This window comes from Adhaeretor mobilis (assembly GCF_007741515.1).
In the GTDB taxonomy this organism is placed as follows: Bacteria; Planctomycetota; Planctomycetia; order Pirellulales; family Lacipirellulaceae; genus Adhaeretor; species Adhaeretor mobilis.
On the sequence record NZ_CP036263.1, the window covers coordinates 3,752,147 to 3,766,453 of the forward strand.

13 protein-coding genes are annotated in these 14,307 nt (G+C 54.1%); 1 reads left to right on the forward strand and 12 read right to left on the reverse strand.

Features of this window, described 5'->3' with window-relative positions; genetic code table 11:
- Positions 1-25: 25 nt before the first annotated feature.
- The 12 genes from HG15A2_RS14815 to HG15A2_RS14870 form a co-directional block, all read right to left on the reverse strand.
- Positions 26-973, reverse strand: a complete 948-nt coding sequence (locus HG15A2_RS14815; protein WP_145060965.1) for a transketolase family protein — start codon at positions 971-973, stop codon at positions 26-28.
- Complete coding sequence (locus HG15A2_RS14820) at positions 970-1,803, reverse strand: transketolase (RefSeq protein WP_145060966.1); 834 nt, start codon at positions 1,801-1,803, stop codon at positions 970-972. Before HG15A2_RS14820 ends, HG15A2_RS14815 begins: the two co-directional genes overlap by 4 nt.
- A gap of 9 nt (positions 1,804-1,812) precedes the next feature.
- Entirely contained in the window at positions 1,813-2,808 is a 996-nt protein-coding gene (locus HG15A2_RS14825) for an aldo/keto reductase (RefSeq protein ID WP_218931984.1), read from the reverse strand.
- A complete protein-coding gene (locus tag HG15A2_RS14830; protein WP_145060968.1) occupies positions 2,805-3,440 on the reverse strand; it encodes a sugar transferase in 636 nt (211 codons plus the stop codon). Before HG15A2_RS14830 ends, HG15A2_RS14825 begins: the two co-directional genes overlap by 4 nt.
- A complete protein-coding gene (locus HG15A2_RS14835; protein ID WP_145060969.1) occupies positions 3,437-4,336 on the reverse strand; it encodes a TylF/MycF/NovP-related O-methyltransferase in 900 nt (299 codons plus the stop codon). The genes HG15A2_RS14830 and HG15A2_RS14835 overlap by 4 nt, the downstream gene beginning before the upstream one ends.
- A 114-nt stretch (positions 4,337-4,450) precedes the next feature.
- The gene (locus HG15A2_RS14840; RefSeq protein WP_145060970.1) at positions 4,451-5,734 is read right to left on the reverse strand and encodes a glycosyltransferase family 4 protein; all 1,284 of its coding nucleotides are present in this window, start codon (positions 5,732-5,734) and stop codon (positions 4,451-4,453) included.
- Positions 5,735-5,765: 31 nt separating this feature from the next.
- Complete coding sequence (locus HG15A2_RS14845; protein WP_145060971.1) at positions 5,766-6,761, reverse strand: glycosyltransferase; 996 nt, start codon at positions 6,759-6,761, stop codon at positions 5,766-5,768.
- 237 nt (positions 6,762-6,998) lie between these two features.
- Positions 6,999-8,309, reverse strand: a complete 1,311-nt coding sequence (locus HG15A2_RS14850) for an O-antigen polymerase (RefSeq protein WP_145060972.1) — start codon at positions 8,307-8,309, stop codon at positions 6,999-7,001.
- Between the two features lie 9 nt (positions 8,310-8,318).
- Positions 8,319-9,728: a lipopolysaccharide biosynthesis protein gene (locus HG15A2_RS14855; protein WP_145060973.1), complete on the reverse strand. Its 1,410-nt coding sequence runs from the start codon at positions 9,726-9,728 to the stop codon at positions 8,319-8,321.
- A 233-nt stretch (positions 9,729-9,961) separates the two neighbouring features.
- Positions 9,962-11,119, reverse strand: a complete 1,158-nt coding sequence (locus tag HG15A2_RS14860; RefSeq protein ID WP_218931985.1) for a DegT/DnrJ/EryC1/StrS family aminotransferase — start codon at positions 11,117-11,119, stop codon at positions 9,962-9,964.
- Positions 11,116-11,730: an acyltransferase gene (locus HG15A2_RS24965; RefSeq protein ID WP_145060974.1), complete on the reverse strand. Its 615-nt coding sequence runs from the start codon at positions 11,728-11,730 to the stop codon at positions 11,116-11,118. The genes HG15A2_RS14860 and HG15A2_RS24965 overlap by 4 nt, the downstream gene beginning before the upstream one ends.
- A 52-nt stretch (positions 11,731-11,782) precedes the next feature.
- On the reverse strand, positions 11,783-12,781 hold the full coding sequence (locus tag HG15A2_RS14870; RefSeq protein ID WP_218931986.1) for a Gfo/Idh/MocA family oxidoreductase: 999 nt from the start codon (positions 12,779-12,781) through the stop codon (positions 11,783-11,785).
- A gap of 406 nt (positions 12,782-13,187) precedes the next feature.
- Here HG15A2_RS14870 and HG15A2_RS14875 point away from each other — a divergent pair, with 406 nt between their 5' ends.
- Positions 13,188-14,273: an SLBB domain-containing protein gene (locus HG15A2_RS14875; RefSeq protein WP_218931987.1), complete on the forward strand. Its 1,086-nt coding sequence runs from the start codon at positions 13,188-13,190 to the stop codon at positions 14,271-14,273.
- Positions 14,274-14,307: the final 34 nt, after the last annotated feature.

Genomic DNA, 14,307 nt, shown 5'->3' on the forward strand with positions numbered 1-14,307 from the left:
AGTCGCTGGAATCCCAAAGCAAAGTTTAAGCCGCTTTCACTATTGCGAATCGAGCCGGCAGTGCGGTCGCAACTTGCCCAACGATCGCTTCTGCGTCTAAGCCATATTGCTGCCTGAGGTAGCTCTGGCTGCCGACGATCGAAGCAAATCCGCCGCGCAAGCCCATACGCCGGAAGAAGCCCGGCGCTGCGTCATTCTCTAGCAGCGTCTCTGCGACGGCGCTACCAAGGCCACCGTCAACTGTGTGTTCTTCGATCGTAATCACACCACCGGTTTGCTTAGCGGCTGCGATCACGGCTACTTGATCCAATGGTTTGATCGTGTGCAGACTTAGCACCCTGGCAAAAATGCCTTGCTCTTGCAGCGTGTCCGCGGCCTCCAGCGCTTCGCTCATGATTCCGCCGGTGGCAATGAGCGTCACATCCTGACCCTCGCGCAGTTGTCTGGCTTTTCCCAGCTCAAAAGTCTCGTCGGGTGACTGCTGATTCTCTGCAGCTGATTTATCCAAACGCAGATAACAAACTCCAGACTCTCGCGAGATCGCCTCGGTCGCCTCCGCGGCTTCCCAGTGATCTGCTGGCGATACCACTTTGACGCTGGGCAGAGAACGCATGATGGACAGGTCTTCGGTCGCGTGATGCGAAACCCCCAGTTGCCCGTAGCTGAATCCGCCCCCAACGCAAACGACATTCACATTGCAATTGTGATAGGCGGCGTCGTTTCGAATCTGCTCAAGACAACGCATGAACACAAAGTTAGCGATTGAGTACGTGTAGACGACATGCCCTTCCAGCGCCAAACCAGCGGCAATACCGGTCATATTCTGTTCAGCGACGCCCGCATTGATGAACTGCTTAGGAAAGCGCTCGCGGTACTCGTTGAGCACGCCGAAGCCAAGATCGCCAGTAATCAGCATGATCCGCGGATCGCGTTCTGCCATATCGCAGAGTCGTGCTACAAAATGATCTCTCATGCTACTTCTTTCAATTCTTGTGTCTCTAGTTCTGCTAAGGCTGCTTCCAACTCTTCACCACGAGCGGTGCGATAATGCCAAAGTACGCTGTTCTCCATGAACGAAATGCCCTTGCCCTTGGTAGTGTGAGCAATCAAGCAAGTCGGTTGGTCCGCGACAGGGCTGCTCTGGAGCGATTTAGTAATTTGCTCGTGATCGTGCCCGTCCAACTCCACAACATTCCAACCGAAGGCGCGCCACTTATCGGTGAAAGGTTCTAACCCGAGCGTTTCCTGGGTAGATGCGAGGCTCTGGATTTTGTTGTAATCAATGATCGCTGTCAGATTGCTCAACTTGTGGTGAGCTGCAAACAGAATGGCTTCCCAGTTGGAGCCTTCATCGCACTCGCCATCGCTGAGCATCGCGAAGACTCGGTGGTTGGCACCTCGCAACTTCGCAGACAGCGCCATGCCGGTCGCCACCGAGAGGCCATGACCTAACGAGCCCGTCGAGAATTCCACGCCTGGAACGCCCTTGTGAGAGACATGCCCACTCAAGTCGGAGCCGTCTTGATAGTGGGACTTCAGTTTTTCAACAGGGAAGAATCCACGCTCGGCAAGTGTCGCATAGACAGCCGCACCGGCGTGGCCCTTGCTGAGGATAAACCGATCACGCTCGGGCATGTCCGGGTTCTGAGGGTCGACATTCATGACCTGGCCGTAGAGGACGGCTAACAAGTCTGCAATCGAAAGTGCAGACCCCACGTGCGAGCTCCCACCTCGGCTAGTCATTTCCACGACGTGGCGGCGAATACGGTTCGCCAGATCTTCAGTAGATTGGGGGGTCTTCATAAGCTTATTCTAGGCACACATTGACGTGGGTTGGCTTGGTGTGGATTGGTGTGAATGCTCCAAGGAAGCATCCGCGCCCGCAAGAAAGTCTCTCAGCGTTTTGTAGTCGCTAGGCTCGAGCTTCCATCCTTCTGCAACGGCTGCGTTTTCTCTGACTTGTTCCGGCGTCTTTGCTCCAAACAGCACGGCACCAACTCCCGGCGTGTCGAGTAGCCAACGCATTGCCACCTGGCCGGGTGTTCTTCCGATGCGGCCGGCGATAAGCTGTAGCTGCTCGACAAGTTTTAGATTGGACGCGAGCTTCTGACCACGGAAGTTGTCATAGCGACTCCGTCGATCACTTTCGCCAAACTTCGAGTTCGCATCGTACTTTCCCGTGAGCAAGCCCTGGGCCAGAGAACCCCACGTCACGAGGGGAATGCCTAGCTGTTTGCTCACTTGAAGTAGCTCTTCCGCTTCTTGGCGATCCACTAAGCTGTATTGGATCTGCACGGCATCAATCTTTGCTACTTGAGCCACCTTAAGAAGCTGTTCGCTGGAAAAATTGGAAACGCCGATCGCTTTAATTTTCCCTTCGCAGCGGCAGCGTTCTAGTTCTCCCACGGCATCCTCTACCGGAGTATTCCGGTCTGGCCAGTGAATGTAATACAGCGGCAAGCACTCCAACTGCAAGCGTCGAAGGCTCGCTTCCAAGGCTTGGCGTAGATAGCTTGGGCTAATGTCTTTGATCGTGGTGCCCTCAGCGGTGCGCCGCACGCCAAACTTACTAGCGATGAGGACGTCTCTCCGTCGCTCACCTAAGGCAGTGCAAAGAACTTCCTCGGAATGCCCGAGGCCATAGACATCTGCTGTGTCGAAGAAGTTGACGCCCAAGTCCAATGCGGAATGGATCGCTCTGATCGAGTTCTGGTCGTCGACTTTACCCCAACCGTGACCGCCCAACGGGCAGCCCCCCAGTCCGACGCGCGAGGCGGTTTGGCCGTCGATTTGGAGGGTGGTCGTCATGCCGCACGATCTCGTTTGAAAGGCTTTTTCGCCAAGACAGTAGCCGTCTTGGCTAGGATCGCAAGATCGATTCCCCATGATTGCTCGTCGACGTACTTCAGACGCAACTCATTTTTTAGGGACAGAATTTGCTCCCGAAAGACTCGATCAGGATCGTCCTCACCGACGTGCTGTTGCAGGTCGTTGAATTCAATGCTCGACCAATCGGTAATCCCCGGCCTGACTGACAGAATGCGTTGCTCTTCACTAGTGTAGGCTTCTGTGTACTCAGGAACCTCCGGGCGAGGGCCGACAAAGCTCATCTCGCCAGCTAAGACATTGAATAGCTGAGGTAGCTCATCCAGCTTATACTTCCTCAGGAAGCTTCCCACGCGGGTAATACGAGGATCGTTTTTTCCCGTGGTCGTACCACCCCGTTGTTCTCCGTCCGCAACCATGGAACGAAATTTCCAAATTCGGAATGACTTCCCATGGCGACCCGTACGCACACCCCGATAGAACACGGGACCTTGAGAAGTCGCTTTGACGAGAAGAGCGATCGCAATCAACACCGGCGCGACAACAACAAGTCCGAGCAGGACGACGAATAGATCGAACGCGCGCTTTCCAAATTGCCAGCCGCGGGAGTTCATGCCGCTCCTCGCACAGAATCCGAGGCTGAGCCACCCTCAACCGGCTTTTGAAAGAAGCTACCGCCACGGCCGTCAGAAACCAGATCGACTGAGATTCCGCGAGTAGCTAGAAACTCGTCGGTCGCCTTACGAGCACCGTGGCAGCTGTAATAGTCGTCGATAATAACGTGACCGCCGGGAGTGACTTGATCGAAGAGTTCTTCGAGGCAGCACTTGGTTGATTCATACCAGTCGCCATCTACGCGCAAGAGTGCAATTGCGCCGATCTTCTCTCCAGTAACAGGAAGCGTTTGGTCGAACCAGCCTTTGACCAGCGTAATGTTTTCTCGCGACAGCTTGAACTGATCGAACAACAACTCGGAGACCTGCTCAATCGTTCCCAAGCAGGACCCCTTAGGTAGCGGGCGGATGTGATCGCCGGTTGCACCGTCTGCGATGTCTTCAACAGTCGGATCGGGCAGCCCTTCGTAGGAATCAAAGAACCAGCAATTCCGTGCCTGCGAGTCACTCGCGGCAACCGTAGCTATCAATGCTGCACAACCGCCACGCGCTACACCGCACTCGACGAAGGCACCTGGGATATTGTTCTTGATGGCATACAGAGCCAAGTCGTGCGTGTGTTCCAGGCCGGATGAGCCAATCAGTGAATGTGGCATCACCGCGTGAACTCGCTTGGTTCTGACTAACTTTGCTTCGTTACCGCTTTGTTCTAGCCGGCTAATCTGCTTGCCGTAGGAACGCCGCAGGGAGTTGTGGTAGATGTTGAAGGCCGGGAAGTAGAGCGCCTCATAAACTTTGCGAGGCAGAACGGCGTGTAGGCACTTCAGCGTCGTTTTTGCAACGCGTTTCCCAGTACTAAGATGTGCGTACGGATTTTGGGTCAATTCAGCTGTCATGGCGATTCTCAAAACCTCGAAATACTAGAAAGTAGTTGTCAAAGGCTGGACCGCTTTAGCGGTTAAGAGCTGTCCAACACCCCAACTCAAGCCGCCCTTTCAAGCCGGATGGCACTACGCGACGGCGGAAGAATAGCCAGATCGCCCACAGGACGCAATATCTTCGAGATGGCGAACCATGCCGCCGTAGACGCGGCTTGCCTCGTACCGATCTGCGAACACGCTTCGGGCGTTTCCTACTAGGGCACGGTGGGAGTCTGGGGATGCTAGCAGTGCCGCCAGCTTGGTTTCAAGCATTTTCGCACAACCCTGATAGGCGAAGCCGCATTGCTCTGTTTCCGCCAAACGATAGAGGGGTCCCTCTGACAGACTGCAGAGGATTGGTAATCCGCCGGCCAGGTATTCAATCGGTTTATTACCAATGCTGCCGCGGAAGCTAGGGCTGTCTACGTAGGGAGCCAGACCATAGGAACTTAGCTGCATGAGCTCCCAAATCTGCTCCGCGTTGACCCAGCCGGGAAAAAGAATATCAGGATTCCCAGACATCTGTTGGCGAAACTGCTCAATGGACTCACCTTTTCCACAGATCACTAGCTGAACACGTTTATTTTTCTGCAGTCGCTGGACCGCTTCGAAGACCGGCTTGAAATCAAACTGATGGTTGACCAACCCGAAGAAACACAGTACCGGAACACTAGGATCGACTCCCACACCTTGCGAAGCCCAGAACTTACTAGCGTCTGATTGTTGTGCGCTATCCAGATCGAGCGGTTGATAGCCAAAAGAAAATACACGATCAGAGTCCGACTTCTTCCGACGGCCCTGAGCCAACCCCCACTCCATGAACTCTTGAGTAATTCCACAGATTGATGTCGCGTCGCGGAATACTCGGCGCGCCATTCGATAGTACGGGGATAGCGCAACCCGCGCAAAAGGCTGCGCCGAAGCTGGCATCATATCGAGCATGGCGTGCGGCCAAATATCTCGCACGTCTAAGGCCACGGGCGTATTCGTTTCTCGAGAGTAGCGGACCGCTTCATCACACAGCTCAGGCACGGGATAGGAGCAAAGGATCACATCTGGCTTTGGTTCCTGACGTGCGAGCTTCGCAAAATTCCGACCCAAGTCCTGGTGATTGCGAATCCGAGTGAGCGAAATATTCTTTTCGTAGGGTCGGGCGTGCAAATAGTTGAGTCGCAGCTGCGGACTATAATCGATAGTACAAGACGTATCGAATCGTTGAGTCTTGTTGATGTGCAGGAATGTCGAATTCCACCACACGACCTCGTGGCCGCGTTGAATCGCTGCTTCGGCAAGCATGCCCATTCGTCGCAGCCGCATTTGCTGCTTGTCGCTCGGCGTAGGTTCGCCACCATGATGCACTAACCAAATTTTCATACCATTCCCCAGATCAACTATGCTAGTGCTGTTAGGCAGCAATCGGTGTGCGGCTAGAAACCTGCTCGTAAAGTGAGCGAATCTTCAGGGCTATTGCTCCCATGTTCATCGACTGCATTTGCTGATGAAGATCCGTGGGGCGAGGCGAATCAATCGCGTGAAGAATTCCCTTGGCAAGTGCACTAGGAGTGGCCTCAGCCACCGTGCAGCTAGCCTCGACCCGCGCAATCTCTACGAGGTCGCTCACATCGGTCGCGACAAAGGGCGTATTGCAGGCAATCGCTTCCTTGACCACGTTGGGCCAACCTTCGCGGGTGGAAGTCAGCAACAGAACATTTGCGGCGTTCATCCACAGGGCAACCTGGTCGTGCGATTGACCGGTCAGAGTCTTCAGAACGATTTCAGGTCGCTTTCCTGCTGCGGCAGCCACTGCCTCTCTTGCGAGTTGTGGCCGCTTAAGTGGATTATTGCTGTGCAGCGAGGCAAAGAGCACCCAAGGCCGTGTATCCTCTGTAAGGCCCAATCGATGACGAGCCTCCCTCCGATCCATCGGCTGAAATTGGTGCAAATCGATACCATCCGGTATCACTTCCACCTCGTGATTTCGGCGGTGATGGAGAGCAAGTTCGGCTCGCATTCTGTCGGACATAACGATGACACGTTCGTAAGCGGGAAGTGCACGACGAGTCATGTGACAAACCACACGCCCGTGCAAGCGAGCCACCAGCCCGCCTGTATCGCTGCCCAACAAATCCGTACCTCGAAGCGAAACGATCTTCGGGCAGACTGCTCTTGAGGTGACCAGCGAACAAGCAGAACCGAATTGAGCATGGGCGATATCGAATTTCCGCGACAGCTCAGCAATCTCCTCAGTAGTGCGACGCAATCGCCACGCATTGCGTAAAGAACCAGTGTAATGAAGATGAACATCAACCCCCACTTCCTTCATAGCATCGGCCAGCAGGAACATGAAGACACCGGAAGACTGACAGGTGGGTGAATAATTGTGAGTCCAAAGAACTTTCATGTTTCATACGTCCCGAGTCAAGAAACTACCTGTAGAAGATGCTTCCCTAGACAAGAAAGTTCTGTCTTATCCTACAAACAGGCCGGCAGAAGCATAGAGGAGCCTACAACGAGCATCAATACGACCCTAGTAGCTAGCGGTGGATGTCAACCAAGCAATAGAGGCTCAGCCACTAGCGGTAGTGACCAGCGACCCTGACAGTCCGTTGCGATCGCAGCAATCCTCAACCCTGGGAAGCTACAATGGCTTCGAACACAGCGACGGCGTCTGACTTAGTTTGCGTTTGGAACGGGAGGTCGCTCGTTGATCCAGCAGCCACAAGCAGAAAACAAACAGGGGAAGCTCTCGCAAGCAAGTCTGGACGATCACTGCCGTGTGATTGCGATGCATAGTCACTAACAGTTGAAAATGCAGTACCGAAAGCGAAGCAGCCCAGGTAGAAATAGCTCTTCGATTCTCAAACACGGGGTAGACGGCAAGCCAAACGCGATTGAGTAAAAACGCAATACAAAAATACTGTACGAAAATCCCGAAGTATCCGAAGTTCAAGTAGCCTTCGGCCAGCAGCGAGTACCCTAGCCCCATCCCAGGTTGCCAGCCCTCTAGGTTGTCGTAGGCAAACGTCTGCGCTAGATCGTAGGGTCGGTCAGGCCAAACTGAGCGTGGTATCCAAGAGACAAGAGCGTAAAGATAGCTTGAGCCGTAGAGCGGCTCCTCGTCGCCCGCCATGGCCGAAGAGAGACTCATCATCGGCCCATTGGCATCTTGATGTTCTAGCGTGTACGCGTGGAGGATCGCCTCCCAGTCGGGGGTAGCGTCATTCCGGATGGCGGAAAACACTGGCAACAGTACCGTTACGGCCAAAGCGCCGGCGCAATAGAGAGCTAAGAACCATTTTGACCGGCTACGTCCCCCGAGCCATATAGTTCCTGCTCCCATCGCTGCTACTAATAAGGGATTCTTCTCTGAAGTGAAGAAGCCCCAGAATATCAAGAAAGCGAGAGCAGCGAGAACTTCAGTGCGCAGAATGCGACCTTGAAACGCATAGGCGCCCGCCAGGAGCCCAATGCTCATAGTCAAGAGACTCGTAGAGAAGCTGAAGAATGAATCGCTGTATCGTAATACATTCCCTTCATGATAGGAAAGCTTCTGAAACAGCGAGAAGCCGTAAATAGCAAATAGCAATGCACAGAGCGAGAAAATGATCGCCAATAAGGATGTCGGTGCTCGCTCTTTTTGCGTAGTCCGAAGCGTCGCTAACTGTCGCTGCATGCCGGATAAGTGGTGCCCTGCAATATAACCCAAGAGGGCAATGATTGCAGCCAGGGCAATAGATATCCGCACTTCATTCGGCATATAGAACACCGCTGGCAGCACTGCATGAATGTCTTGCCCTTTAAGATGCAGTTCTAATGGCACGCTGAGGTAATAGTAGAAGCCAGATATCCCAAACAAGGTTACAGGGTGCCAAAACCCTGCTCGCCTCGCGTAGGCGTTCGACGCATAAAAGAAGACGATCAGATAAAGGCAAAGTAGCGCGAGAAACATAACGATTGACTAAGCAGCCCTCCCACGGTCCCAAGTGACTGCCACATCCTCGTACCTCTTGGCAGACTGACGAGCAATTGACATAAGTAAGCAGTAAGCCGTGATGCATGTTGAAAGAGAGAGGAAGACTATAGCCCAATAAAAGGGAACGATAACTGACGACCAAAGGTCATTCGCGCCGTGGCAACAAACTAAGGCTCCCAAAAACACGAAGAAAGCCCCAACGCAAAGATGGGGCGCGTATGCTCTTGGTGAAGCGCTATCCACGACGCCCCGCATGCACTGAAGTAAGTTGAGCGGAATCGCGGCTGGAACAAGCCACCGAATGGCTTCGATGCGACCAGAATTCTCGATTCCTAGGTGCAAATGGACAAGCTGTGGAGCAAGGACTTCAATGAATAGAACCCCTGTACAGGTCGTGATCAACGCAAAGGAAGCAGCAACGAAAATCCGTTTCGCGAGCCTCTGATGATTGTCCACCTGCAGTAGGTATACGGTCTCTGGCAAAAGAAATTGGTTCACCGGCACCGCAATCTGCATCAGCAGAGTGAGGACGATCAGAGCGTAGCCAATTTCACCGCCTCGTTCCAACCCTCCTACGCTCGAAGCTACCAGGGCGGGCATCGCCAACAAACCATAGTAAGTAGCGTCTCCGGGTGTTCTCGGCAATCCTTGAGCGACGAGTCCTCTCAAGCCTTTCCAGTCAAGCCTAGTGAATAGACGCGAGGGGGAGTCGAACGTAACGCTGTAAAAGACAAGATTCAGTGCAATAAGAGCGAGGCCGGTAACCAGGAGAAACATTTCCACACTATCAACAAGAATCAACACGAGCAGCGGGCAAATGGCTCCCCTGACTAGCTGGATGGCATTCGCACTATAGTAGCGAGTTTGTGCTAAACAGTAGGATGAGTTGCAGACTGACAGCAGAAGCCCCAACGCGTAAACCGCCAGCGCACTCAAGGACGGGCCAAACTCAGGAGAACCAGTTACCAGCCGAGACAACGGCCTTGGCACTACCAACGTCATCGCCAGGAAACTGAGGCAACTTAGCGTTGCTACTTGATACCCACAGGCAACCATTGAAATCGACTTTTGGCGATCTCCCGCAGCAGCCAGCTGTGAGACGGTTTTTAGTAGGGTGACTGCCAAGCCTATTGATAAGATGGGAGTGAGTGCAGAAAGAAAACGCCGCATTACGACGAGTTCAGAGAAGCCGAACTCGCCTAAGCCTTGACGAGCCCACCGCAGCAGCAGCAAGTTGCCACCCAAGAGCAGCACAGTGTTGCCGTAGCTAACAGCGTAGTGCCGTTTTGCTGATAGCGTTTTCCCATTCTTGGGTTGCTGCTGGACTTCTTTGTCTCGATTGCCGTCCCAAGACAGCCGGTTTTCTACAAATGTGGGGTTCGCCTTGGGGTTCATTGATTGCAAACTAACTGGGAAGTCACATTCAAAACAGCACCAACCCAGTACCGGGCGACACTTAGAATTCTTAGCCGTCGGAGTCTAGAAAGGACATAGCCCACAGGCAAGCCCGAACTGACCTGAGCTACCGAAGCCTGCACGTGGGTGATAGCACCACCTCACATCTCATACCTCTAGACCTCGCTGACCTGTATCGACCCAGCCTACGCAGGAGTCCAGCGAAGAAAGGTCTAGGCACAGAGCCGTGACTGAGGCGTTTGGCTACGAACGCTGCGCACAGCATCAATCACCATACGCTGCTGCTCTGCAGTGAATTCAGGAAAAATTGGCAGACTCAGGCACTCGTTGGCGGCGCTTTCCGCATGGGGAAAGCTCCCTTGCCCATAGCCGAGCGAGGCATGCACTTCTTGAAGATGCAGCGGCACGGGGTAGTACGGGAACGACTGGATGCCACGTGAAGTAAGCTTCTCGCGAAACTCGTCCCGCTGAGCAATCCTCAACGTGTACTGGTGGTAAACGCAACGGCTGCTCGTGCGGTCGAACTCTTCGGTCGGCACGACAATGGCTTCAAGGTTTGCTAGCTGACCGTTGTAACAATCCGCGATTTCACGGCGGCGAACGTTCCATGCGTCCAGATGCGGAAGCTTCACGCGGAGAATGGCTGCCTGAATTTCGTCTAGCCGGCTGTTGAGCCCTAGCTCGGCATGGTGGTATTTCACTTTACCGCCATGCCGTCTCAGCATTTCGACTCGTCCGGCCAGTTCACTATCGTGGGTGATGACCGCACCACCGTCTCCGAAACACCCCAAGTTTTTGCTAGGGAAGAAGCTAAAGCAGCCGATGTGGCCCCAGGTGCCAATTTTCCGGTTCTCATAAGTCGCTCCCAGTGCTTGCGCACAATCTTCGATGACCTTCACATCATGTCGCTCGGCAATTGCCATCACGCGATCCATTGCACATGGCTGCCCATAGAGATGGACGGGCAATATGGCTTTCGTCCGATCCGTGATCGCAGCTTCGATCTTGTCGACATCGATATTGAAATTGCTTGGATCAATATCAACAAAAACAGGAGTCGCACCCACCAGGCCAATCGCTTCGGTCGTCGCCACAAAAGTGAACGGTGTGGTGATCACCTCGTCGCCAGGGCCAATTTTCAGGGCTCGTAGTGCAAGGTGCAGAGCATCGGTCCCGTTGCCAACACCGATGGCGTGCTCAGCCGCGCAGTAGTCGGCGAATTCGCTCTCGAAGGCTTTCACCTGGGGGCCAAGAATGTAGTGACCTGAAGCAGCCACTGCCTGCATGGCATGGGCAAGTTCTTCCTGCAAGACTTCATGCTGAGCCTTGAGATCACAGAGCGGAATTGAAGTCAGTGTCGTAGTGCTCATGCGGTTCTCCTCAGTAGGGCGTTCGTCTCAGCTCGCTTCACAACTTGGTCCTCTTTCATATACTCGCGTAGGCAGTCACCACAGGTTGCTGCTTCAGATTGAAAATCCAGTGGGACACCACATTCGCAAGCCCAACCCTTTAGCCGAGCTGGATTGCCATAGACGATGGCATGGTCTGGAACATCACGAGTTACCACAGAGCCGGCCCCAATCAAGGCGTGGCGGCCGACGGTGCTTCCACAAACGATCGTGGCGTTTGCGCCAATGCTAGCTCCCTGTTGAACTAAGGTCGGCAGGAATGCATCACTCGTATTCCGTGGAAAGGCCGAGCGGGGAGTGAACACGTTCGTGAACACAACGCTCGGACCGACGAACACATCGTCCTCGAGGGTGACTCCCTCGTAGACCGATACGTTGTTCTGGATTTTGACGTTGGTCCCCACTGTTACGCGCGGCCCGAGAGTCACGTTCTGACCAACCTTGCACCGCTGGCCAAGACGAGTTCCGGTTAGCAAATGACAAAAGTGCCAAATCGCAGTGCCTTCGCCAATCTCTACGCCATCGTCTACGTACGACGATTCGTGGATACGAACAGTTTCATCCTGAGACATATAAGTCCTCAAATAGTGAACCCGATTTGTGGGCTGCTTCTCAGGCAACCTGCTAGGCCGCGTGAATCTTCATTGCAGGAAGCTTCACGCTGGAGGTCTTTGATACGAAGGGATGGGCATCGCGGAGGCTATGTTCTACCTCGCTGTTATTGATGGAATGAGCAAGATCAATCGACGGCCGCGCCTCGGTAATGCCAGTACCACGACCGGCAAGAATTTCCTCATAAACGCGTGTGTGCAGGTCTGTGAAACCTCCTGAAAATTCGATTTCCTGACCATCAAAAGTCATGGAACGGTGGGCGTAGCCACCTTGCTTCACCACATCTTCAGGTAAATCATCCGCGTCGGTGGACAGGAACCATCGTACCCGGGCGCGATTCATCTCCAATACTCCAGCCATCTTGCGAGGAGCATTGAGATGCACCTTGCTGCTTTCAGCCTCTCCGAAGAGCCAATGCAGCAGATCGAAAAAGTGAATCCCGATATTCAAGGCGACTCCGCCAGATTTCTCGAACGCACCCTTCCAAGAACTATCGTACCAGCAGCCTCTACGGGTAATGTAAGTAAGACAGATATCCGCTCGCTCACGTGCCACCTGAGCTTGCAGATCTTCCCTCAGCTTGAGTAGCGAAGGAAGCAATCGCAGTTGGAGCACGCTAAACACTTTGCGACCATGCTCGGCCTCTAACTCCTCAAGGGCATCGAGGTTCCACGGTGAGATGACCAATGGCTTCTCGCAGATAGCGTGCGCTTTCACGCGCAATGCGAGACGGACGTGAGCATCGTGCAGGTAGTTGGGAGAGCAGACGCTAACGTATTGAACCTGCTCTTCTTCCGGCCCACGTCGACGCTTCTCTAAGTAGCGGTCGAATCGTTCGATCTCTGTAAAGAAGCGAGCCTCGGGAAAAAAGCTATCCAGCCTGCCGACGCAATCATGGGGATCGGCCGCAGCGACAAGCGAGTTGCCCGTTTCGTGAATCGCCTTGATATGCTTTGGCGCGATGTATCCCGCGGCTCCGATTAACCCGAAGTTCATTATTTGAGCTTTCATCAAGAATGGTAATGACTGTCGCCAATCAAAGCAGTCAGACGTCAAAAGCTGACAAACAGGGTGGCGGCAGGAGAATAGAAGACCGCAGCAGCGGTCGCAAGCTCAGCTTCCCGTTGAACTTTTGGCGGTAGAACTCATCGCAAGACCTGGCGAGATAGACCTCTATTGCGTGGATACCGGTGGTTGAGTATCAACCCTGCTCGCGCTAGGTCCAACGCGATTGGATCGACGCGCGAAATGACTGTCTGTGAGCAGTTTGGAAGTGCCTAGGTGAACCTAGCACTCCGGTCTCGGCATGCTGGGAACAGCCGGCATCGCCGGATTATCATTCACTACGAACCCACTTTTGTAAAATACTCTGCCGATGCACTGCCCAAGTAAAGACGCTAGCACAAAGAAGCGCCGCTTGAGTTTTCTCCTGTTTGGTATTGCGCCGGCATGCCTGCTGCTAGGTTGTCAGTCCAGCGGGTACAACGCGAAGACACTCCCTCGTGACCTGCGAGTCAACAAGCCCCCCCAGAGCTCAAAGATTAATCTCTCCGGCGCTACCGTTGCTACCAAGGACTATCAAATCCTCGGACCTGGCGATCTTGTTGATGTGACATTGCATAGTGGTCGCGACGGCGAGGATCCACACGAAGCGACCGTCGAAGTGAGCGAGACCGGCGAAATCGACCTGCCGATCGTAGGTCCTGTCAACATTGCTGGACGAAGGCCTCTCGAAGCAGGGCAAAATATTGCTGCTGCTGCCCAACAACGCGGCATCTACCGCCAACCCAATGTGAAAGTCGAGATTGCCTCCAAGGCTGTCGTGCGGGTAACCGTACTAGGTGCCGTAACCGAACCGGGTGTCCATGAACTGCCCCGCACCGGAAGCGACTTGGTCAACGCACTCGCAATCGCTGGAGGAATGACCGAGGACGCGGGTGTGACTGTGGAAATTACGCGTCGCCCCTCTCTCCTTAGAGCTGCACAATCCCCGCAAGCCAGCAACAAAAATGGCGTCCAACTGGCGGGCTATCAATCGGCACATCAGGCGCACGACTCGGTGGGCCGCCCTGCCACAACCAGAATCGATCTCTCACAAGAGTCAAGCCTCGGCAACTTCCAACTCAACGAAGGCGACGCCGTGCTGGTGCTGCCTCGTGAGAAGGAATTGATCTATGTCACCGGTCTTGTGAGCGAACCGGGGCAATTTGAACTGCCTCGCGACCAGGAAGTCCGTTTGCTCGACGCAATTGCCATGGCTGGCGATACGAGCTCCCCCGTCGCAGACAAAGTCCTCATTCTGCGACGCATGCAACCCGATGCAGAGCCCACACCGATCATAGCCAGCATCGCTGCCGCGAAGAAAGACAGCAATGTAAATCTGCGACTCACCTCTGGCGATACGGTGACGATTGAGCGAACTCCTGCAACCGTCGTCGTGGATACCGTTGGAAAGTTCTTCCGCGTTTCGATGGGGCTCGCCAGTCGGGCAACGGTTTTTTAGCCACCTGAGGCAAAGAGTGGACCCAGTTAAACCC

Bases quoted from the DNA above. Each gene is read 5' to 3' on its own strand.
- HG15A2_RS14830 (WP_145060968.1), bottom strand. From the start codon at position 3,440: ATGAACTCCCGCGGCTGGCAATTTGGAAAGCGCGCGTTCGATCTATTC.
- HG15A2_RS14825 (WP_218931984.1), bottom strand. From the start codon at position 2,808: ATGACGACCACCCTCCAAATCGACGGCCAAACCGCCTCGCGCGTCGGA.
- HG15A2_RS14845 (WP_145060971.1), bottom strand. From the start codon at position 6,761: ATGAAAGTTCTTTGGACTCACAATTATTCACCCACCTGTCAGTCTTCC.
- HG15A2_RS14860 (WP_218931985.1), bottom strand. From the start codon at position 11,119: ATGAGCACTACGACACTGACTTCAATTCCGCTCTGTGATCTCAAGGCT.
- HG15A2_RS14870 (WP_218931986.1), bottom strand. From the start codon at position 12,781: ATGAAAGCTCAAATAATGAACTTCGGGTTAATCGGAGCCGCGGGATAC.
- HG15A2_RS14840 (WP_145060970.1), bottom strand. From the start codon at position 5,734: ATGAAAATTTGGTTAGTGCATCATGGTGGCGAACCTACGCCGAGCGAC.
- HG15A2_RS14815 (WP_145060965.1), bottom strand. From the start codon at position 973: ATGAGAGATCATTTTGTAGCACGACTCTGCGATATGGCAGAACGCGAT.
- HG15A2_RS24965 (WP_145060974.1), bottom strand. From the start codon at position 11,730: ATGTCTCAGGATGAAACTGTTCGTATCCACGAATCGTCGTACGTAGAC.
- HG15A2_RS14835 (WP_145060969.1), bottom strand. From the start codon at position 4,336: ATGACAGCTGAATTGACCCAAAATCCGTACGCACATCTTAGTACTGGG.
- HG15A2_RS14820 (WP_145060966.1), bottom strand. From the start codon at position 1,803: ATGAAGACCCCCCAATCTACTGAAGATCTGGCGAACCGTATTCGCCGC.
- HG15A2_RS14850 (WP_145060972.1), bottom strand. From the start codon at position 8,309: ATGTTTCTCGCGCTACTTTGCCTTTATCTGATCGTCTTCTTTTATGCG.
- HG15A2_RS14855 (WP_145060973.1), bottom strand. From the start codon at position 9,728: ATGAACCCCAAGGCGAACCCCACATTTGTAGAAAACCGGCTGTCTTGG.